At 60.0% G+C, this 18,914-nt stretch carries 17 protein-coding genes; 11 read left to right on the plus strand and 6 right to left on the minus strand.

Going from position 1 to position 18,914, the window contains the following annotated elements; translation table 11 throughout:
* Entirely contained in the window at positions 1-678 is a 678-nt protein-coding gene (locus tag QQK16_RS07755) for a general secretion pathway protein GspB (RefSeq protein ID WP_284195877.1), read from the plus strand.
* Between the two features lie 199 nt (positions 679-877).
* Here the strand turns inward: QQK16_RS07755 and QQK16_RS07760 are convergent, their stop codons facing one another.
* The 5 genes from QQK16_RS07760 to pap all read right to left on the minus strand — a co-directional run bounded on the left by QQK16_RS07760 (position 878) and on the right by pap (position 6,548).
* The gene (locus QQK16_RS07760) at positions 878-2,203 is read right to left on the minus strand and encodes a cytochrome-c peroxidase (protein ID WP_284195878.1); all 1,326 of its coding nucleotides are present in this window, start codon (positions 2,201-2,203) and stop codon (positions 878-880) included.
* A 269-nt stretch (positions 2,204-2,472) separates the two neighbouring features.
* Entirely contained in the window at positions 2,473-3,141 is a 669-nt protein-coding gene (locus tag QQK16_RS07765) for a response regulator (RefSeq protein ID WP_284195879.1), read from the minus strand.
* On the minus strand, positions 3,138-4,550 hold the full coding sequence (locus QQK16_RS07770) for an ATP-binding protein (protein ID WP_284195880.1): 1,413 nt from the start codon (positions 4,548-4,550) through the stop codon (positions 3,138-3,140). Before QQK16_RS07770 ends, QQK16_RS07765 begins: the two co-directional genes overlap by 4 nt.
* A 125-nt stretch (positions 4,551-4,675) precedes the next feature.
* A complete protein-coding gene (locus QQK16_RS07775; protein ID WP_284195881.1) occupies positions 4,676-4,969 on the minus strand; it encodes a hypothetical protein in 294 nt (97 codons plus the stop codon).
* A gap of 97 nt (positions 4,970-5,066) precedes the next feature.
* Positions 5,067-6,548, minus strand: a complete 1,482-nt coding sequence (gene pap / locus QQK16_RS07780; protein ID WP_284195882.1) for a polyphosphate:AMP phosphotransferase — start codon at positions 6,546-6,548, stop codon at positions 5,067-5,069.
* A gap of 276 nt (positions 6,549-6,824) precedes the next feature.
* Here pap and QQK16_RS07785 point away from each other — a divergent pair, with 276 nt between their 5' ends.
* From QQK16_RS07785 to QQK16_RS07830, 10 genes are all read left to right on the plus strand, one after another.
* Positions 6,825-7,559, plus strand: coding sequence for a substrate-binding periplasmic protein (locus tag QQK16_RS07785; protein WP_284195883.1), 735 nt, complete (start codon positions 6,825-6,827; stop codon positions 7,557-7,559).
* A gap of 404 nt (positions 7,560-7,963) precedes the next feature.
* Positions 7,964-9,280 (plus strand): 30S ribosomal protein S12 methylthiotransferase RimO, encoded by a 1,317-nt coding sequence (rimO, locus tag QQK16_RS07790; RefSeq protein WP_284195884.1) that lies wholly within the window; start codon positions 7,964-7,966, stop codon positions 9,278-9,280.
* Between the two features lie 46 nt (positions 9,281-9,326).
* Positions 9,327-10,265 carry a hydrogen peroxide-inducible genes activator gene (locus QQK16_RS07795; protein ID WP_284195885.1) on the plus strand — a complete coding sequence of 313 codons (939 nt, stop codon included), beginning with the start codon at positions 9,327-9,329 and terminating at the stop codon, positions 10,263-10,265.
* Between the two features lie 131 nt (positions 10,266-10,396).
* Positions 10,397-10,873, plus strand: a complete 477-nt coding sequence (locus QQK16_RS07800; RefSeq protein ID WP_284195886.1) for a rubrerythrin family protein — start codon at positions 10,397-10,399, stop codon at positions 10,871-10,873.
* Positions 10,874-10,914: 41 nt separating this feature from the next.
* Entirely contained in the window at positions 10,915-11,082 is a 168-nt protein-coding gene (locus QQK16_RS07805; protein ID WP_284195887.1) for a rubredoxin, read from the plus strand.
* Positions 11,083-11,324: 242 nt separating this feature from the next.
* The gene (locus QQK16_RS07810; protein WP_284195888.1) at positions 11,325-12,473 is read left to right on the plus strand and encodes an NAD(P)/FAD-dependent oxidoreductase; all 1,149 of its coding nucleotides are present in this window, start codon (positions 11,325-11,327) and stop codon (positions 12,471-12,473) included.
* 12 nt (positions 12,474-12,485) lie between these two features.
* Positions 12,486-13,613 (plus strand): GNAT family N-acetyltransferase, encoded by a 1,128-nt coding sequence (locus tag QQK16_RS07815; protein WP_284195889.1) that lies wholly within the window; start codon positions 12,486-12,488, stop codon positions 13,611-13,613.
* 56 nt (positions 13,614-13,669) lie between these two features.
* On the plus strand, positions 13,670-14,587 hold the full coding sequence (locus tag QQK16_RS07820) for an alpha/beta fold hydrolase (RefSeq protein ID WP_284195890.1): 918 nt from the start codon (positions 13,670-13,672) through the stop codon (positions 14,585-14,587).
* A gap of 396 nt (positions 14,588-14,983) precedes the next feature.
* Complete coding sequence (locus QQK16_RS07825) at positions 14,984-17,395, plus strand: DUF1631 domain-containing protein (protein ID WP_284195891.1); 2,412 nt, start codon at positions 14,984-14,986, stop codon at positions 17,393-17,395.
* A 163-nt stretch (positions 17,396-17,558) separates the two neighbouring features.
* Positions 17,559-18,443 (plus strand): alpha/beta fold hydrolase, encoded by an 885-nt coding sequence (locus QQK16_RS07830; RefSeq protein ID WP_284195892.1) that lies wholly within the window; start codon positions 17,559-17,561, stop codon positions 18,441-18,443.
* On the opposite strand, the gene QQK16_RS07835 is transcribed toward QQK16_RS07830, so the two are convergent.
* Positions 18,437-18,631, minus strand: a complete 195-nt coding sequence (locus QQK16_RS07835) for a hypothetical protein (protein WP_284195893.1) — start codon at positions 18,629-18,631, stop codon at positions 18,437-18,439. The genes QQK16_RS07830 and QQK16_RS07835 overlap by 7 nt on opposite strands.
* Positions 18,632-18,914: the final 283 nt, after the last annotated feature.

Here is an 18,914-nt window from a genome sequence, read left to right on the forward strand (position 1 = left end):
ATGTCTTATATATTGGACGCACTGCAAAAAGCGGAGCGCGAGCGCAAGATGGGGGCGGTGCCAACGCTCCATACCACCCTGGCAGCACCCATGCCGGAGGTGCGTCCCACCCAATGGTTCTATCTGATTTTGGCGCTGATACTGGTGGCCTGCGGCATCTTGATAGGCTGGCTGCAACCCTGGCGCCAGGCAGATGCAGCGGTACCCGCTATTGCACCGCTAGTGCAACGCATCGAACCCGCCCAACCGGTTGAGGCGGCTGCACAGCTGCCCACTGTTACGGCGGCACCACCTGTGGCGGTCAATGTGCCACCAGTAGGGCCGGTTGACCCTGCGCCTACTCCCTCGCCGATAGCGCAACCAGTACCTGCTGCAGCTGTTGCCACAAGGCCTGCGCCGCCTGTTGCTGCGCCAGCACCCACAACGTCAGCCCCGCAGCCGCTTGGCGAACCACCTTTGCTGGATACCTTGCCAGCGGGGCTACGCCAGGGCATACCCGCCATGACAGTGCTGGTGCACTCCTATTCCAGCCAGCGTAAGGACAGGGTGGTGATGATCAACAACAAGCCACTGCACGAAGGCGACTACCTGACACCTGAGGTCAGGCTGGAAGAGATCACCCCCGAGGGGATGATCTTCATCCACAAGGGGGTGAGGTTCAGGACGGGCGTGCGTTAGTGGGCGCGATAGTGGAGATGCAACAAAGGGGCTTTTCAGCCCCTTTTCTCACGTCCTCTGCAGATCAGACGCTCGCTGACAGCATCTCAGCCTTCAGTGTCTTGATGCATTTATCTGCTGTAACGCCAAGTTCCTTCTTCAATGACTTGGCGTAGCGCGCCAGCGCTGAGCGCTGGCGGTGGTCAGATCGCGCCCCTGCCTAGTTCGCCGCAGCCACACACTGTGCCGGCTGCCGGTAGGCAGCAGGGTTTTGTGGGTCGTAGCCGTCAGTCAACGTACACAGGAAAGCCGTCATGTCACGAATCTCGGCTTCGTTCAGCGCGGGTGGGCCGTTGCGGCGGAACGGAGGGCCTTGGGTGATATTGCCGGTCAGCGCGGTGGGCAAATCGTTGTAGCGGATATCTGCCGAGCCATCGGCCTTGGTGTACCAGCGTGCCGGCGCAAGTTCGCGGCTGGTGTAGAAGCTGATGACTTGGTTGAGCGTGCTGAATATGCCGTTATGGAAGTAGGCCTGTTTCACCGCCACGTTGCGCAAGGTCGGCACCCTGAACATGCCGCAGAGCGCGCGATTGCCGGCAAGGTCGGTTCGGACGGGGCCGCATAGCCCCATATCGTAGTACAGGTGATTGGGCGCACCCAGATTTGCCCCGTTGGCGGTGATGAAACCGGGCAGGGCGGTATCGTCGCGGTTGTAAGGGATGGCCCAGTTTCGGGGTATGCCCAGGTTACGGTAGCTATGGTCGGTAAACAGGGCAGGCACGCCGCCTGTTGGCCGTGCGGTGTGGCAGCTGGCGCAGTTGCCGCGATTGGGGTCATTGAACAGGCGCTGACCATTGGCTTCTCTTGGGCTGAAGCTGGCGCGACCATTGGTGACGGCGTCGAACTTGCTGTTGAATAGCCTGAAACTAGGCTCCTCTTGCTCGTAGGCTGCGATGGCGCGACCCATGGCGGCTAGCGTTGCGTCCGGGTTATTGAGCGTGGCGGCACCAAATACCGTACGGAATTGCGTCAGGTAGGGACGTGTGCGCAGGCGTTGCAGTACCTCGGCCGCGCTGCGGTTGCCCATTTCAAAGGCGGTCAGGAAAGGGCCTTGCGCCTGTATCGCCAGAGTATTGGCGCGGCCGTCATGCAGCAGCCCGCCGCGGGCAGGGCTGGGACGGGGTTGGCCTGGGGGCGGTGGTGGGGTCAGGGTGAAAGCGGGCACGAAACGGGTATAGCTTGCCGTAGGCGTATTACGCAGCCCCTGCAGATCAAGCGCGGCACCACCCAATTGCACAGGCAGATTGTTGGGGGCCGAGAAGCTGTTGCCCGGATGATGGCAACTGGCACAGGACTGTCGCCCCGATGCTGAGAGGTTGGGGTCGAAGAACAGACTACGGCCTATGCTGGCCGTGGCGGAGAGACCCGTGGCCGGTATGGGGATGGGCTGTGGTGGTTCTGCTGCTGCAGCAAGGCCAGCCAGCAACATGCTGGCGATCAGGCCCAGCAAACGGCCTGGCTGTGGATAGGGCTTGGCTGTTGTCATGATGGTCTCCCCGCAGTAGGCGGTGTGGGTGGTGGCACAGTTGATACTGTGCGGGGAGACTGTGGAGCAATCGTGGAGACGCGAAGTGGCAATGCAGTGAATGGGCGTTTTCCAGATCAACCTTGCGGGTTTGCTGCCACTCCAAAGAACGGTGGTGTGGCAAGCCACTCATGGCGCCTGTATTGCTGGGCCGCTTGTGCCTTGCCCAGCATCCGGCAATACCGTGTTCGGGCGCTTGGCGCTGCCACGCTGGGTTTAGTTAGCAGCGCTTACTCGTAGCGGTAACCTACACCGTAGACGGAGTGTATGACTTCGCGCTCGCCCAGAACGGCGGCGATCTTCTTGCGCAGGTTCTTGATATGGCTATCCACGGCGCGATCAAACACTTCTGCGCCTTCGCTGTGGGCCAGCTCCAGCAATTGGGTGCGCGAATAGATGCGCCCCGGCGCCGCCAACAGCACGCCCAATAGCCGGTACTCCTGCGGCGTGAGGCTCAGCAACTGGCCCTGGCAGCGTATGCGCTGGCTGACGATATCGTTGTCGAACAATGGCGGCAGTACCGGCGCTGTGGGCTGGCTGCGCCGCATCAGGGCTTGTACCCGGGCGACCAGTTCGCGGGGGCTGAAAGGTTTGCACAGGTAATCATCAGCACCGACTTCAAACCCCAGCAAGCGGTCGATCTCCTCCACCCGGGCCGTCACCATGATGATGGGCAAGGTGCTCGATAACCGTATCTGCTGGCATAGGCTGATGCCGTCGATACCCGGCAGCATCAGATCCAGTACCAGCAGGGCAGGCGCTTGCCGGGCCATATGGGCGAGTACCTGATCACCCCGGTCCAGATGGTCAACTGTGTATCCGGCCTGGGCCAGATAGGCCACCATGACTTCGGCGATGCGGGGTTCGTCTTCTACCAGCAGGATGCGTGGTGGATTCATTGAGTAGCGGCTCCTGGCGAGCGGGGCAGTTGTATCTTGATGCGCAGGCCACCCAAGGGGGAGTGCTGTGCATTGATCTGGCCACCATGGCCTTCGACGATGGTGAGGCAGATGGCAAGGCCAAGGCCGGAGCCACCGTATTGGCGGCTACGCGAGGCATCGACCCGATAGAAGCGCTCGAACAAGCGTGGCAGCGCGGCATCGGGCACGCCTGGCGCGCTATCGTCCAGGATGATCTCCACCGAGCCACCCTGGGCGCTGGCGCTCAGACGTATTTCGCCGCCAGTGTCGGTGTAGCGCAGGGTGTTGCTGAGCAGATTGCCGAACAGTTGCTGGATCTTGGCCGGATCGGCCTGCACGGCCAGTTCTGCAGGGGCATGCAGGCTGAGCCTGAGGCCTGCCTGGCGTAGCGGATGCGCCAGCCTGTCGGCAAGCTCCTCAAACAGGCTGGCGAGTACGATGGGCTCGGGCTTGTATTCATAGAGGCCCACATCGGCGCGTGCCAGTTGATAGAGGTCGGCCACCAGGCCGTCAAGCTCACCCACGGCGCCTTGCAAGCGCGTCAGCCCACGTTGGTCCATGGGCATCACGCCATCATTCATGGCTTCGATATGGGCGCGCAGGATGGTGAGCGGCGTACGCAGCTCGTGCGAGGTATCGGCCATCCATTGGCGGCGCGATTGCTCGAACTGCTGTAACTGCTCAGCCATGCGGTTGAAGTCGCGGGCGAGCTGGCCCAATTCGTCAGCGCGTTCCAGCGCTACCCGGGTTTGTAGCTGGCCCGCTGCCAATTGCTTGGCGGATTGGGCCAGCGCTGCAATCGGGGCACGGAAGTGCCGGGCCAGCCAGGCGGCAGCCAGGGCAGATAGGATGAAGGCCGCCAACACGCTCCACAGCATGTTGCGGGTCTGGCTGGCCAGGAACTGCCGGGTAAGGATATCGCCGCCGCCAGCAGGTGCCAGGGCCATATAGCCAATGGGCTGCTCACCGCCTTCCAGTTTGATCGGTCGGCGGGGGCGTCCCTGGGCCTCTGGCGGCCCCATCAGCAACTGCCCCTGAGCGTCGAACAGGGCCAAGCGCGGGCCGAGGCCGAGCCGATCTTCCCGGCGAGGTGGCAGGCGACCCGGGCCAGCGTCGGCACCTCGCGGTGGCGGAGGACGATTGAAATCGGGGCCGGGCAGCAAGTCTTGCTGGCTATGGACGAAGCGCCAGTCGCCATGGCGCTGATAGCGCTCGGTCAGCACCTGCTCCACCACGTCGAGCCGGGTCAGTTCCAGCTTGGCGACATAGTCGTCAAACCCTTTACCCAGGCTGAGTCGAAACAGGCCGGCCAATACCAGTACTACCATCAGTACGGTCAAGGAGATGGCAATAAACAGGGTAAGGCCGATGGAGCGCATACGTGGCATGGCGGGCAGCTAGGCAGGAATCTGCAGCAGTGTAGCGAAAGGGGCGGCTGCGTGCCTTTGGCTTATACGGCCACCCCTAGCGGGCTGTCTACAGCAACACCGTGGCTGAGGCACCTGTATCCCCATCACTTGGCAGCGCCGGGTTCGCCTGGCCTTTGCCGGGGTGGATGATCCGGTATGGCAGCCAACCGTGCAGCGATCATCTTGCAGGTGCCGCTGACGGTATCACCATGTGGCGTGGTGAAGCTGACCTTGACCCCTTCCTGCTTGCCGTCGCAAGCGGCGAAGGCTTCGTTGGGCGGCACCCGGCGCTGGCCTGGTGCTTGGCCCGGTGCAGCAGGGTTGGCGGCGGCCAGGCTGGGTAGGGAAAGGGCAAGGGCGATCATGGGGGCAATACGCTTGAGCAATGGCTTGTGCATGGCAGACTCCTGGATGGCAGGCCGGGGTGGTGGCCGATGTCTGCAGATTGCCCTACAACTGTGGAGCAATTGCGGAGGTGCCCGTCACTGCAAATGATCAATCGAGTTTTTCCGCCATGGCTTCGCACAAGGTCCTGAGTATCTTGATGCGGGCGTGATACTTGTTATTGGCTTCCACCAGTGTCCAGGGGGCTTCGCTGGTGCTGGTGCGCTCCACCATATCGTGTACCGCTTCGCGGTAGGCGTCCCATTTCTCGCGGTTACGCCAGTCATCTGGCGTGATCTTAAAGCGCTTGAAACCTGTCTGTTCTCGCGCCTCAAAGCGCTTGAGCTGTTCATCGGCATCGATGGCCAGCCAGAACTTGACTACCACGACCCCGGCATCGCTCAACTGTCGCTCAAAGTCATTGATCTCGCCGTAGGCCCGCATCCAGTCTGCATCGCTGGCATAGCCTTCCACCCGTTCAACCAGCACGCGGCCATACCAGGAGCGATCGAACAAGGTGAACTTGCCGTGCTTGGGCAGGTGTCGCCAGAAGCGCCAGAGATAGGGCTGCGCGCGCTCCTCCTCGCTGGGCGAGGCGATAGGGATGACATGGTATTGGCGGGCATCCAACGCCGCAGTGATACGGCGTATGGCGCCACCCTTGCCGGCAGCATCGTTCCCTTCGAATACAGCAACCACGGCATGTGCGCGAAACCGGGGATGGCGGCTGAGCTGGTTGAGCCTGCCCTGCCATTTTTCGAGCTCGACCAGGTAATCGGCCTTGCTCATAGGTTGATCCAGCGCCAGTTTATCGAGCACCCTCACGCCATCCAGCGGCGCCAGCAAAGGCGGTGCATTGGATCGGGGGGTATCCGGCAAAGTCTGCTCCAGGCGGCTGCGCAAGGCCTGAAGCAGCAATTTTCCTACGGTGAGGCTGCGGTAGCGCTCATCTTCGCCGTCTACCACCACCCAGGGCGCGTGGCCGGTGCTGGTGCGCAGCAATACCTGCTCGGAGACATCACGTAATTCGTCGTATTGCTTGAAGTGCTCCCAGTCTTCTTCGCGTACACGCCATTGCGTCAGTGGGTCGGCCTCAAGGGCCTTGAGGCGGGATTTTTGCTGCTTCTTGCCTAGATGGAACCAGAACTTCAGTAGCAGGGCACCTTCGTGGCACAGCATGTCTTCAAAGCGGACGATGTCGTCCACCGCGCCCCGTAGATCGGCTTTATCGAGCTTGCCCGCCACCCGATTCAGGATAGGTAAGGTATACCAGGAGCCAAACAGTATGCCGATACGACCACGGGCGGGCAGGGCACGCCAGAAGCGCCACATGGCTGGCTGAGCGTACTCTTCCAGGCCAGTATCGCCGAAGGCATGGGTATCGATCAGCCTGGGGTCCATCCACTCATTGAGCAGGTTAACCGTCTCACCCTTGCCTGCGCCGTCTACCCCATTGATAAGGATGATGACGGGAAAGCTGCCCCGTTCGCGCAACTCGTATTGCGCATCCAGCAAGGCTTCCCGCAGGGCAGGTAGCTGCGCCTTGTAACTATCCTTGTCGACCTTGTGGCCGAGTTCTGCGGCTTCGAACATGGTGATGCTTTCGCTGGGCTATGGGTGCAATTCTAAAGGTAGTGCAGAACGGATTTTATAAAGTCTGAACGTCATGTTTCGTTGCTATGCTGGTTTAAGGCTACCAACGAACGCCGCCTGAGTATGCGAGCCAGCTGTGCGACAGACGGCGTATGCTGCGAGGCAGGCTTGCATGTCAACACCAGGTGGCCTCGGTGAGTAGTGCCATACAAGGATTGCGGCATGATCGTGATCCACCACGGAAGGAGCCTAGTGCAATGCAACGAGGCGGGTATCGTGTACAGGTTGATCGCAGCGATTCTGTGGTTGTTACTACCCGTGGCTCAGGCCGCAGAGGTCCGGCTGACCTCGCTGTTCTGGCCGCCCTACTCGGGTGAGAAGCTGGCTGGGCAGGGTATTTCGGTCGAGGTTGCCCGTGCCGCATTCCAAGCGGCGGACAGTAAGCTGAAGGTGGATTTCTATCCATGGGCACGGGCAGTCGCTATGGGTATGGGGACGCCGGGTTATGCAGGCTACTTCCCTGAATACGATACGCCGGAAGTACGCAGCCGCTGCCATCTTAGCGCCCCCATAGGCAATTCACCGCTAGGCCTGGCGTACCGCACAGGCCGCCCCTTTGATTGGCAGCAGCCAACTGATCTCAGGCGCTATGTCATAGGCGTGGTACAGAACTATGTGAACACCACCAGCTTTGATGCCGATGTGGCGGCAGGCCAGCAGCGGGTGGACAAATCGGTAGACGACACCCGCGTGCTGGTAAAGCTGGCAGCAGGCCGATTTGATGCAGGGGTCATGGACAAACATGTCTACGACTATCTGTTACGGACAGACAAGGCTTTGGCCGGCAAGCGCACGCAGTTGCTGTTTCACCCTAGGCTGCTGGAGGACAAGCAGCTCCATATCTGCTTTCGCCCCACGGCCGAGGGCAGGGCCTTGGCGCAGCGCTTTAACGCGGCCTTGGCAGGCGTGGATGTCATGGCAATCTATACCCGCCATCTGGCGGTACAGTAGCGCTTGAGCTGTTGCCCAGGCCGCTTCAGCGATGTCCTTTTCCTTGCGGCATGATGTGGCTGAATAGGAATTTCCACTTACCTATCAAATACATGTGGCGCCTTGTAGGTGGCTTTGCCTTTGTTGGCTGGGCGGCACTCCAGCAGTTCCCTATCACCCTGTTTTGCCTGCAGCCCTGGCTTTTGAGCGGCTGACGCCCCTGGCCTGGGCGCTTGGCGATACCCATTATTCGATTGGGGTAAGGTGGCATTCTTTCGTTTGCGCGGGGTGGGTTGCGGGCAGTGTAAGGCAGGTTTTGTGCCTGTTGTTAGCGACAAGAACTAGCGTACTGATTTAAAATGGCTTTTATTCAAGCGGGCGTGTCGCGTGGCACGCCCGTTATGCTTTTGTACTGAGGAATTGCTATGCACGCCCCAAAAGTCGGTTTCGTTTCACTCGGTTGCCCTAAGGCGTTGGTCGACTCTGAGCAGATTTTGACCCAGCTTCGTGCTGAGGGTTACACCATTTCGCCCAGCTATCAGGATGCTGATTTGGTCGTGGTCAATACCTGTGGCTTTATTGATAGTGCGGTGGCCGAGTCACTGGATGCCATCGGCGAGGCTCTGAACGAGAGCGGCAAGGTTATCGTGACCGGCTGCCTGGGCGCCAAGGATGGCGGCAATCAGATACGTGATGTGCATCCCTCTGTGCTGGCGGTAACAGGCCCGCATGCGACCCAGGAGGTGATGGCAGCGGTGCACGAGCATCTGCCCAAGCCACATGACCCATTCATCGACCTGGTGCCGCCGCAAGGGGTGAAGCTCACGCCCAAGCATTATGCCTATCTGAAGATATCGGAAGGCTGTAATCACCGTTGTTCTTTCTGCATCATCCCATCCATGCGTGGCGATCTGGACTCGCGGCCCATTCACGAGGTACTGAAAGAGGCGGAGAACCTGGTGAAGGCGGGGGTGAAGGAGCTGCTGGTGATTTCACAGGACACCTCGGCCTATGGGGTGGATGTGAAGTACAAGACCGGCTTCCACAACGGCCGCCCGGTCAAGACACGCATGACCGAGTTGGTGCGTGAGTTGGGTGATATGGGTGCCTGGGTACGCCTGCACTATGTCTACCCTTATCCGCATGTGGATGAAGTAATCGAGCTGATGGCGGCTGGCAAGGTGCTGCCATATCTGGATATCCCGTTCCAGCATGCCAGCCCCACCGTGCTCAAGGCCATGAAAAGGCCAGCCAATGCCGAGAATGTGCTGAAGCGCCTGGCTCGTTGGCGTGAGGTCTGTCCTGATATCGCCATCCGTTCGACCTTTATCACGGGATTCCCTGGCGAGACTGAGGCGGATTTCCAGATGCTGCTGGATTTCCTGGATGAAGCCCAGCTGGATCGGGTGGGCTGCTTTACCTATTCGGCGGTTGATGGGGCAACGGCCAATGATTTGCCCAATCATGTCGACCCCGAGGTGGCGGAAGAGCGCAAGGCACGCTTTATGGAAAAGCAGGCCGCCATCAGTGCCGCAAAGCTGCAGGCCAAGATAGGCCGCAAACTCACCGTTCTGGTGGATGAGATAGATGAGCAGGGTGTGGTAGCTCGTAGTTACGCCGATGCCCCGGAAATCGATGGTCTGGTCTACATTGAAGAGACAGAGGGTGTCCGCGTTGGTGACTTCCTGGAAGTGGAAGTGACTGATGCCGACGAATATGACTTGTGGGCGCAGCAAGTGTAAGATTTCACTAATGTTGCACCCACGTACTAACACTTGACCGGCACCCATGACGCTCACCGAACTGAAGTACATTGTCGCTGTCGCCCGTGAACGCCATTTTGGCCGGGCTGCGGGTGCCTGCTTTGTCAGCCAGCCCACGCTCAGTGTGGCGGTCAAGAAGCTGGAGGACGAACTCGGGGTGACTTTGTTTGAGCGCTCGGCCGGTGATGTCTCGGTGACACCTATAGGCGAGCGCATTGTGTCGGAAGCGCAGCGGGTGCTGGAGCAGGTGCAGACCATCAAGCAGTTGGCGGAGCAGGGCAAGGATCCCTTGTCAGGCCCCTTGCGCCTGGGTGCCATCTACACCATCAGCCCCTATCTGTTGCCATTTCTGATACCCCGCTTGCGCCTGGCTGCACCGCAGATGCAGTTGCTGCTGGAAGAGAACTACACCGCACGCCTGGCCGAGATGCTCAAGCAGGGCGATATCGATGTGGCCATTCTGTCTGAGCCTTTCCGTGAAAGCGGTATCGCCACGCAAGCCGTGTATGACGAGCCCTTTGTGGTGGCCACTCCCAAGGGCCACCCATGGGAAAAGCTCAAGTCGGTGGATTCGGCCCAGCTGGAAGAAGAGAACGTCTTGCTGCTCTCGCCTGGCAACTGCTTCCGAGATCAGGTGTTGCAGACCTGCCCTGAGCTTAATCGGGAAGCGGTACATGCGGGTAGCAGCCTGCAGCGCACCTTGCAGGGATCGTCGCTGACGACCATACGCCATATGGTGGCGGGTGGTATCGGGGTGACGGTACTGCCGGTTACTTCCATTACAGCAGCCGACGAGCAGTTGCTGACCATCCGCCCGTTCAAGGGTCATCCACCCATACGCAGGGTGGTGCTGGCCTGGCGGCGCAATTTCCCCCGGCGTGAGGCCATAGAGGCGGTACGCCAAGCCATACTGGGTAGTGCCATGGCGGGCGTCACCATGCTGCCCGACTCACCCATCGAGTAAGCCCCAATTGCCATTCTTTTGATAATAGCAAATAGCTATTGATTGCTTTTTGATATTCAATTTCTATTATTGATAGCTTCTCTCTACCATACGCTCATCCGATCGCAACCGAGCATGTAAGGAGAAGTGTCATGGCTGCCAATACCCCGTCCGCCACCATAAAGAATCTCGAGTCGGCCTTTGCTGGCGAGTCGATGGCCCACATCAAGTACCGCTATTTTGCCAAGCTGGCCCGCGAGGCTGGTGACCTGGAAACCGCCAAGGCTTTCGAGGAAACCGCCGAACAGGAGGTGATGCACGCCTTCGGCCATTTGGACCTGTTGTTTCCAAAAGACACCATGACGCCTGCCAAGGCTTTGCAGTACGCCATTGATGGCGAGACGTACGAATACACCGAGATGTATCCGACTTTCCGCCACGAGGCCGTGAAAGAAGGCAATGACGCGGCCGTACGCGAAATCGACGAGCAGATCGCCGAGTCGAAAGAGCATGCCGAGCGCTTCAAGCAGACCCTGGAAAAAGCCGCCAAACGATTTGCCGCACTCGCCAAGGTTGAAGAGCGCCACGCCAACCATTACCGTGCGGTTCTCGCGAGTCTGTCCGCCTGATTGGGCGGATCGCGGATAAAGCTAAAAATAGGAGCATCGTCATGCGTCAATTTCAATGTATTGTTTGTGGTTTCATCTACGACGAATCGGTAGGCTTGCCTGAAGATGGCATTGCCGCTGGTACCGCGTGGGATGCGATTCCGGAAGACTGGTCCTGCCCTGACTGCGGCGTGGCCAAGGCTGATTTCGAGATGGTGCAGATCGCTTGATTGCGGCTTACGCATCGCTGATCCGTGCGGCCCGGTTCGGTATGGCTAGCCTTGGTGGCTGCCATCCCGGTCGGGCAAATTAGAGCGGCTAACAAAACCCAGCGTAGCGGTTCTGGCTAGGCGTGTGAGCGCTGGCGCGCTCAGCAGACAGTACGTTGGTACGGCAAGCTCGCACAACAACGCCAGAAGGGTTTTGTTAGCGGCTCTTTGTCTTAGTTTTTACCTTTTGTTGTGGAGCATGCATGACTGCCCCGATTACCTTGGTCGGCTCTGGCCTGGCTGGTTACAACCTGGCGCGCGAACTGCGCAAACTCCTGCCTGATGCGCCCTTGCGCGTCGTGACAGCAGATGCGGGCGATTTTTACTCCAAGCCCATGCTGTCGAATGCGCTGACCGCCAACAAGACAGCGGCTCAACTGGCCATGAAACCGGTGGCCAAGATGGTGGAGGAACTCAAGGCCGAGGTGTTGAACCACACCCGGGTAACCGCCATAGACCGTACCGCCAAAGTATTGCACACCGCTGCGGGCGAGCTGCCATACAGCAAGCTGGTACTGGCGCTGGGGGCTGATCAATTGCTGCCCGGCCTGGCGGGCGATGCCGCAGCGGCAGTGGTCAGTGTCAATGACCTGGCTGAGTACGCCCATTTCCGTGAGTTGCTGGAAGGCAAGCAGCGTATTGTCCTGCTGGGGGCGGGCCTGATTGGATGTGAGTTTGCCAATGACCTGGCAGCCAGCGGTAGGCAGGTCGATGTGGTGGACTTGGCCAACTGGCCCTTATCACGCTTGCTGCCTGAGACGGCGGGGCAATACCTGCACGACAAGCTGGCTGGCCTGGGGGTGCGCTTTCACCTGGGTACCAGTGTGCAGGCAGTAGAGGGGGAAGCCGGGGCCTACCGTGTGAGCCTAGCGAATGGCAAGGTGCTGGAGGCCGAGCTGGTGCTCTCGGCCATCGGCCTGCGGCCACGCCTGCAACTGGCCAGTGCTGCAGGGCTGGCAGTAAATCGCGGCATCGTGGTGAATCGATTGCTGCAGACCAGCGACCCGGATATCTACGCGCTGGGCGACTGCGCTGAGGTGGATGGCCAGGTGCTGCCCTTTGTGCTGCCTATCATGCAGGCTGCCCGAGCGCTGGCGCCGACACTGGCAGGAACACCGACTCCGGTGGTGTACCCAGCCATGCCGGTGGTGGTGAAGACGCCCGTGTGCCCAACCGTGGTGGCGCCGCCTGCCATGGGTAGCGTGGGTGCCTGGCAGGTGGAACGCAGCGAGACTGGCGTCAAGGCGCTGTTCAAGGGAGAGCAGGATCAGTTGCTGGGCTTTGCCTTGATGGGTGCAGCGACCTCAGAACGCCAAGCATTGGCGCCGCAACTGCCCGCTGTGCTGGCCTGATAGCCGGACGCCATGCAACTACGCCTGCTGGAAGGGATGCATGCCATACCGGCAGCCTCGTGGAATGCGCTGGCCGGTATGCAGCCTTTTCTGCAGCACGCCTTTCTGGCGGCACTGGAAGATACCGGCTGCGTAGGCGGGCAAACCGGCTGGCAGCCTTTGCACGCTGTGCTGGAGGATGGACACGGCCTGCAGGCGGCCATGCCACTCTATGCCAAGACCCATTCCTGGGGCGAGTATGTGTTTGACTGGGCCTGGGCGGATGCCAGCGAGCGCGCAGGACTGCCTTACTATCCCAAGCTGCTGTCGGCCGTCCCTTTTACACCCGTACCCGGCAAGCGAGTGATGGCGCGAGACGAGCAGAGCCGAGGCCTGTTGCTGCAAGGGGTGTTGGCTATGGCGGGGCAGGCTGGCTTTTCTGGCGTGCACTGCCTGTTTCCGGCCGAGGCAGAGGAAGCCAGCCTGGCGGAAGCAGGCTTGCTGTGCCGCAGAGGCTTGCAGTTCCATTGGCTGAATCGGGGCTATGGCGATTACGAGGACTTCCTGGCTGCATTGACGCGCGATAAGCGCAAGAAGTTGCGGCAGGAGCGGCGCAAGGTGCTGGATGCCGGCATCACGGTCATACGGAAGACAGCCGGTGATATCACGCCGGCCGATTGGGCCTTTTTTGCACGCTGCTATCAACAGACCTACCTAGAGCATCGCTCTACGCCATACCTGAATCTAGACTTCTTTGAGCGTTTGGGCGGCGTCATGGGCCAGCACTGTTTGCTGGTATTGGCCTACCAGCATGGCCAGCCCATCGCGGCGGCGCTCAATTTGTTCGATGAGCAGCGCCTGTTTGGCCGCTATTGGGGGGCGACATGCTTCGTGCCCAGTCTCCATTTTGAGCTTTGCTACCACCAGGGGATCGAGTTCGCCATCGAGCGGGGCCTGGCGGTATTCGAAGGGGGCGCCCAGGGTGAGCACAAACTGGCGCGCGGTTTCGAGGCGGTGGAGACCCGATCCTGGCATTGGCTGGCGCAGCCGGGCCTAGCCACGGCCGTGGAGCGTTTTCTGCTGCGTGAGGGGCAGGGCGTGCAACATTATCTCGGTGAGTTGGATGAGCGGGCACCGTTTCGGGCAATGCCCGGCGCTTGAGTTCCACCTGGGGGCTGCGTAGCATGAACGAATCAAGCGCTCGTTAGAATTGATTCATGACTGCCTCTCACCTAGCCGTTACCCCACAGCAGGATTCATTGTTTGTTGCCACGCCCGATGGGGCGCAGTTGCACCTGCGCCATATCCACGCTCCGGGGGCTGGGCCTGCTGTGCTGATGGTGCATGGTGCCGTTGCCAATGCCCGTACTTTTTACAGTGATCGTGGCAAGGGCCTTGGCCCCTGGCTGGCGGCGCGTGGTTACGATGTCTATGTGCTGGATCTGCGTGGCCGTGGCTTGTCCACGCCCAAGATTGGCCACGGTCATGCCTATGGTCAAACCGAGAGCATCTGTGAAGATATCCCGCTGGCGCTAGAGGAAATCGTGCGCCGGCGCGGTGATTCGGTGGAGATCGCGTTGGTGGCGCACTCCTGGGGTGGGGTGTTGCTGTCGGCGTTTCTGGCCAGACAGCCAGCCTGGTCTGCCAGGATAAAAGCCAGTGTCTATCTGGGCAGCAAGCGCAGCATACGGGTGTGGAACTGGCATCGTTGTTATGAAATCGAGTTCTTCTGGAAGCGGGCAGGGCGCTTGCTGGCCTGGTGGCAAGGCTACCTGCCTGCAGCGCGCCTGGGCATGGGGTCGGACGATGAGACCCGCAAAAGTCTGCGGCAAAGTGCTGAGTGGGTTGCAGCGGGTGTCTGGCGCGATAGCGACGACGGTTTTGACTATGCGGCTGCCTTAGCCAAAGGCGGATTGCCACCTACCCTTTACCTGATAGGCGGGAATGACCCGGTACGCGGACATGAGCGTGATGTGCGGCGTTTTGCTGCCGAATCCGGGCCGCATGAACATGCTTTTGGCGTGCTGGCACGCACCGCTGGTATGACCCGTGATTATGGTCATATTGACATGCTGACTCACCCCCAGGCTGAGCAGGAGGTCTACCCACAGGTGCTGGCTTGGTTGGGAAAATAATGATTTCCTGTTATCCACAGGGCAATCTTGGTTTAGAATGCCTGTGGCATCGCCAAGGGCGTGTTGTTGAATTCAAGTTTAATCAATGAGTTACGATTAACACTTGAGGTTTTTTCTACTTAGGTTGACGCGCTCTGGCTTGAAAATTAACATGCACTTATATTCCAATGAAATGCTTATCGCATAAAGCGTGGGTGTTTTGGTGGTTGGCTGAGACAGCATGTGTAAAAATTTGGCGGTGCTACCATGGATAGGCACCGCCCATGCGCATGGGGACAAGCGATGAGTGCGGCCGGATTGTATTTTTCACCCGAAACCAAGCAGGGTACGACCGATGGTCGTCCCGCCGGTGCGACGCGCCCGAGCACAATGACACCTAAGCCAGAATCTCTAAGCATGCTGAACTCCTGTCGCGATCTCGCAGCCGATCTGCTGTCGAAGTCGCTGACCACCATGCTCGACAAGATCGAGGAGTCGCTGTTCGAGCTGGCCGACAAGGCGCTGGATCGCGATAGCTACAACCTCTACATGGAAGCGCGCGGGCAGGCTCAATCCAAGCGTTCCGAGATTGAGGCGGAGTTTCGCCGGCGTTTTGTCGAAGGCTTCAATCGCACGCTGACCGGCAAGCAGGAGAACGCCAGCTTCGACAAGGTCGACTTCGACAACCTGGAACTCTCGCTGGTTGGTCACGACGACTACGAAGAGGATCTGGCTGCTACCAATATCGCCAGCAAGCTCAAGTCCAAGCTGGGCGATGAGCTCAATGCCCTGAATTTCCGCATGGGTCACCTCATGCAGCTGCCCGAGGCCAGCCGCGACGATCACCCCATGAGTCCGCAGGCGGTGGTGGATGCATTCCGCAGCGCCTGCATGAAAATCGAATCCGACCTCAATGTACGCCTGCTGGTGCTCAAACAGTTCGAGCAGATGGCGGCCGAGAATGTACCGAATGTCTACCAGAACCTGAATCGCTTCCTGGTAGACCGTAATATCCTGCCCGTCCTGCCCAAGGCAGGCTTCCGTCGCCGCGCCGGTGGCGCACCGCGCCGCCCAGCTACGCAGGTAGAGCAGGGCGGCCACGGCATGGATGCAGGCATGATGCAGGGCGATGCCGGTATGGGCGGCTATGCCTCGCAGATGGGTTTTGGTACGGGTGGCTTTGCCCCGGCACAGGCTGCGGGCGGCATGGACCTGCCGGCCTACGCGGTTGGCAACGAGCATGAGCTGATTTCCTCGCTGCAGCAGCTGCTTGCCTTCAATCAGGCCATGCAGGGCTTGCCCCAGGTGGCTGCGCCGGCCATGGGCATGGCTCTGCCGGCAGCTGGTATGCCAGAGCAGCAGATGCTGCCGCCTGCACCCATGTTCATGAGCAGTGTGGGCCAGAGCTTTCTGGATGCGTTGAACCTGCTGCAGCAAGGCCGGGTAGATGGCACCCTGGCAGATACCGGTGACCTGGATGCCCAGGCCCTGACTGCCGGTACGGCCAATGTGCTGCACCAGATCAAGACTACCAGCCTGGCTTCCTCGCTGGGGCATGTCGACGCCATGACCATCGATATTGTGGCCATGCTGTTCGACAACCTGTTTGATGACCGCAATATCCCCGCGCCGATGAAGGCGCTGATTGGCCGACTGCAGATACCGGTACTCAAGGTGGCCATGCTGGACACCAAATTCTTTGCCCGCAAGCAGCATCCTACCCGCAAGCTGCTGGATGCCTTGGCGCAAGCCGCCTTGGGCTGGGAAGAGAGCGACGGTCTAGATGACCGGCTGTACAAGAAGTTGTCCGATATCGTCGAGCGCATCGTGCAGGAGTTCGACGAGAACATCTCGCTGTTTGATGAGGCGCTGACCGAGCTGGAAGGATTTCTGGCCGAGGAAGAAGTGCTGGCAGAATCCAGCGCCGAGGCGGCCACCGCGCAACTGATAGCGGCTGAAAAGGCCGAACTGGCCGGCAAGCAGGCAGAGGTGGCCATCAGCCAGCTGCTGGCAAGTTCCGCCGACATGCCAGAGCTGCTGCGTAATTTCGCAGACCAGCAATGGCGTGAGGTGCTGCGCTATGCTGCGCTAAACAACGATACTCAGCCCGAAGCCTGGCCTGATGCCATCAAGGCCATGGAAGACCTGATCTGGAGCATACAGCCGAAGATCGGCGTCGAAGAGCGTTTGCGCCTCGTGAACCTGCTGCCCAAGCTGCTCAAGCGTCTGGAGCGCGCCACGGAAGAAGCCGGTGTGGACCGTGCCAAGCGTGAGGCATTCTTTGCCGAACTGGTGCATTGCCACGCTCATGCCATCAAATCTGGTCTCAAGCAGGCTGAGCCCGTGCCTATGCCTGTGCCAGACGTAGCAGGTGTTGCCCCTGCGCCAGCACCAGTGTTGGCCCCGCTGGAGATCGCAGCACCGGCGCCTGCAGTTGCCGTCAACCTGAGTGATCTGGCCGATCTGCCCGTACTGGATATCGGCCCGGCTGATGGCGGCTTCCAGATTACCGATGCGAACTGGGATAGCGGGCTGGATAAATACCGTGATTACGATGACGTAGTGGCCAACCAGCTCAAGCGTGGCGCCTGGGTTGAGTTCCGTCAGGATGACGGTAGTCTCAGCCGCGCCAAGCTGGCCTGGGTAAGCCCGCGCAAGAGCCGCTACTTGTTTACCAACCGCCAGGGCGAGAACGGTCTGGAGTTCACACTGATGGAGTTAATAGCCTTGTTCAAGCGCGGCGATGCCAGCCTGATCGAGAGCGGCCCATCGGTGGAGCGTGCTGTCAGCGACATGATCGACATGCTGCAGACCCAGCAAGCAGCTTGAACCAGCAGACCCTCCGCCTACTGCCCGCCTTATGGCGGGCATTTTTTTGCGGGTGCTTCCCGAAACCACACTTTCATCGCAGTATGGTCGTGCTCGCTGATTAGCCGTGGCTTGTGGGCGCGTCCTTTGAGCGGGCTTTTACGACCTGACTGGAGACGGATTCATGTACCAGCCTTTGTATCCTGCCCGGCAGCAGTATCAGCGTCTGCGAGACGTGGACTATCGCTTGCTGCGCTGGGGGCAAGCCGGTGCGCAGCCTTTGCTATTGCTGCACGGCTGGATGGATAGTGCAGAGACTTTTCAGTTCATGCTGGACGCGGCACCCGCTATCCTGCGCAACTACGATGTGATTGCACCAGATTGGCGAGGGTTCGGGCTAAGCAGCTGGGCCAGCGAGGGATATTACTTTCCGGACTACCTGGCCGATCTGGATACCTTGCTGGGATGGCTGGCGCCAACAGGGCCAGTTGCCCTGCTGGGACACAGCATGGGCGGCATTGTGGCAGGGTTGTACGCGGGCATACGGCCAGAGCGGGTAGGCAAGCTGATATCGCTGGAAGGATTTGGCCTGCCAGCTACCCAGCCTGAGCAGGCGCCAGCACGTTATCGGCGCTGGCTGAATGAGCAGGCAGCGGGAGCGAGCTGGCGTAGCCTAGCTGGCATGGAAGAGATGGCTGCGCGCCTGCAGAAGACCCATGCCAAGCTGGATGGCGATCAGGCTGCCTGGCTTGCGGCGGCACTCACGGCCAGGAGCGATGAGGGTTGGCGCTATCGGGCCGATCCCAGGCATCGCTGGGTCAACCCGGTGCTGTACCGGCTGGAGGAGGCCATGGCCTGCTGGCGCGAGGTGAGCGCCGACACTTTGTGGTTGGCCGGCGACGAAGCCAAGCTGCTCTCGTGGCTGGGGGAGACACCTGAGCAGTTTGCGCTGCGGCGAGCCTGCATAGCTCGCCTGCAATACCAGGTGTTGCCAGGCTGTGGCCACAACCTGCATCATGACGCACCGGCACTGGTGGCACAGCGCGTGGCAGATTTCCTGGCTCAGTGATACTTGGCCGGGAGATAGACTGGCGAGCCGGGCTGCAACTGATGGTATTGGGGCAAGCTAATGCCAGCATCATGGGTGACTTCGGCATGCCGTTCGGCACGTAGGCTGACCGTCGGTGCATCGGTATCGCGGAACAGCGCTTCCAACTGATGCACCAGCGATTGGAACAGGGCGGGAGTGGGTATCATGACAACGCTCCTTTCAAGCAATGTACGTCTCGTGAACGCAAAGTCATGATGGCGTGTAGTTTGCTGCAGTGCAACAACAAAACGCAAGCTGAGCAATAATCCCATTACGCCTGAAAGAATCGGAATAAATGCTCTAGGCCTTGGCTTGCAGGGGTTTTGGCTGGGAATTGAAAAGCAGCCGGATCTGGTGGCTGTCTCTGTGCATATTGCGATGCAGCATGATGCGCATTGAGATGCTGGCGAGCGCCAGCAAGGCGCCCCCCGCACACCGTGCAACCTGAGC

Origin of the sequence: Chitinimonas prasina, from assembly GCF_030160395.1 — a bacterium.
Classification (GTDB): domain Bacteria; phylum Pseudomonadota; class Gammaproteobacteria; order Burkholderiales; family Chitinimonadaceae; genus Chitinimonas; species Chitinimonas prasina.

What these genes read in the sequence shown, in the direction of transcription:
- QQK16_RS07755 (WP_284195877.1), top strand. Translation starts at nt 1, where the DNA reads ATGTCTTATATATTGGACGCACTGCAAAAAGCGGAGCGCGAGCGCAAG.
- QQK16_RS07760 (WP_284195878.1), bottom strand. Translation starts at nt 2,203, where the DNA reads ATGACAACAGCCAAGCCCTATCCACAGCCAGGCCGTTTGCTGGGCCTG.
- QQK16_RS07765 (WP_284195879.1), bottom strand. Translation starts at nt 3,141, where the DNA reads ATGAATCCACCACGCATCCTGCTGGTAGAAGACGAACCCCGCATCGCC.
- QQK16_RS07770 (WP_284195880.1), bottom strand. Translation starts at nt 4,550, where the DNA reads ATGCCACGTATGCGCTCCATCGGCCTTACCCTGTTTATTGCCATCTCC.
- QQK16_RS07775 (WP_284195881.1), bottom strand. Translation starts at nt 4,969, where the DNA reads ATGCACAAGCCATTGCTCAAGCGTATTGCCCCCATGATCGCCCTTGCC.
- pap (WP_284195882.1), bottom strand. Translation starts at nt 6,548, where the DNA reads ATGTTCGAAGCCGCAGAACTCGGCCACAAGGTCGACAAGGATAGTTAC.
- rimO (WP_284195884.1), top strand. Translation starts at nt 7,964, where the DNA reads ATGCACGCCCCAAAAGTCGGTTTCGTTTCACTCGGTTGCCCTAAGGCG.
- QQK16_RS07795 (WP_284195885.1), top strand. Translation starts at nt 9,327, where the DNA reads ATGACGCTCACCGAACTGAAGTACATTGTCGCTGTCGCCCGTGAACGC.
- QQK16_RS07800 (WP_284195886.1), top strand. Translation starts at nt 10,397, where the DNA reads ATGGCTGCCAATACCCCGTCCGCCACCATAAAGAATCTCGAGTCGGCC.
- QQK16_RS07805 (WP_284195887.1), top strand. Translation starts at nt 10,915, where the DNA reads ATGCGTCAATTTCAATGTATTGTTTGTGGTTTCATCTACGACGAATCG.
- QQK16_RS07810 (WP_284195888.1), top strand. Translation starts at nt 11,325, where the DNA reads ATGACTGCCCCGATTACCTTGGTCGGCTCTGGCCTGGCTGGTTACAAC.
- QQK16_RS07815 (WP_284195889.1), top strand. Translation starts at nt 12,486, where the DNA reads ATGCAACTACGCCTGCTGGAAGGGATGCATGCCATACCGGCAGCCTCG.
- QQK16_RS07820 (WP_284195890.1), top strand. Translation starts at nt 13,670, where the DNA reads ATGACTGCCTCTCACCTAGCCGTTACCCCACAGCAGGATTCATTGTTT.
- QQK16_RS07825 (WP_284195891.1), top strand. Translation starts at nt 14,984, where the DNA reads ATGCTGAACTCCTGTCGCGATCTCGCAGCCGATCTGCTGTCGAAGTCG.
- QQK16_RS07830 (WP_284195892.1), top strand. Translation starts at nt 17,559, where the DNA reads ATGTACCAGCCTTTGTATCCTGCCCGGCAGCAGTATCAGCGTCTGCGA.
- QQK16_RS07835 (WP_284195893.1), bottom strand. Translation starts at nt 18,631, where the DNA reads ATGATACCCACTCCCGCCCTGTTCCAATCGCTGGTGCATCAGTTGGAA.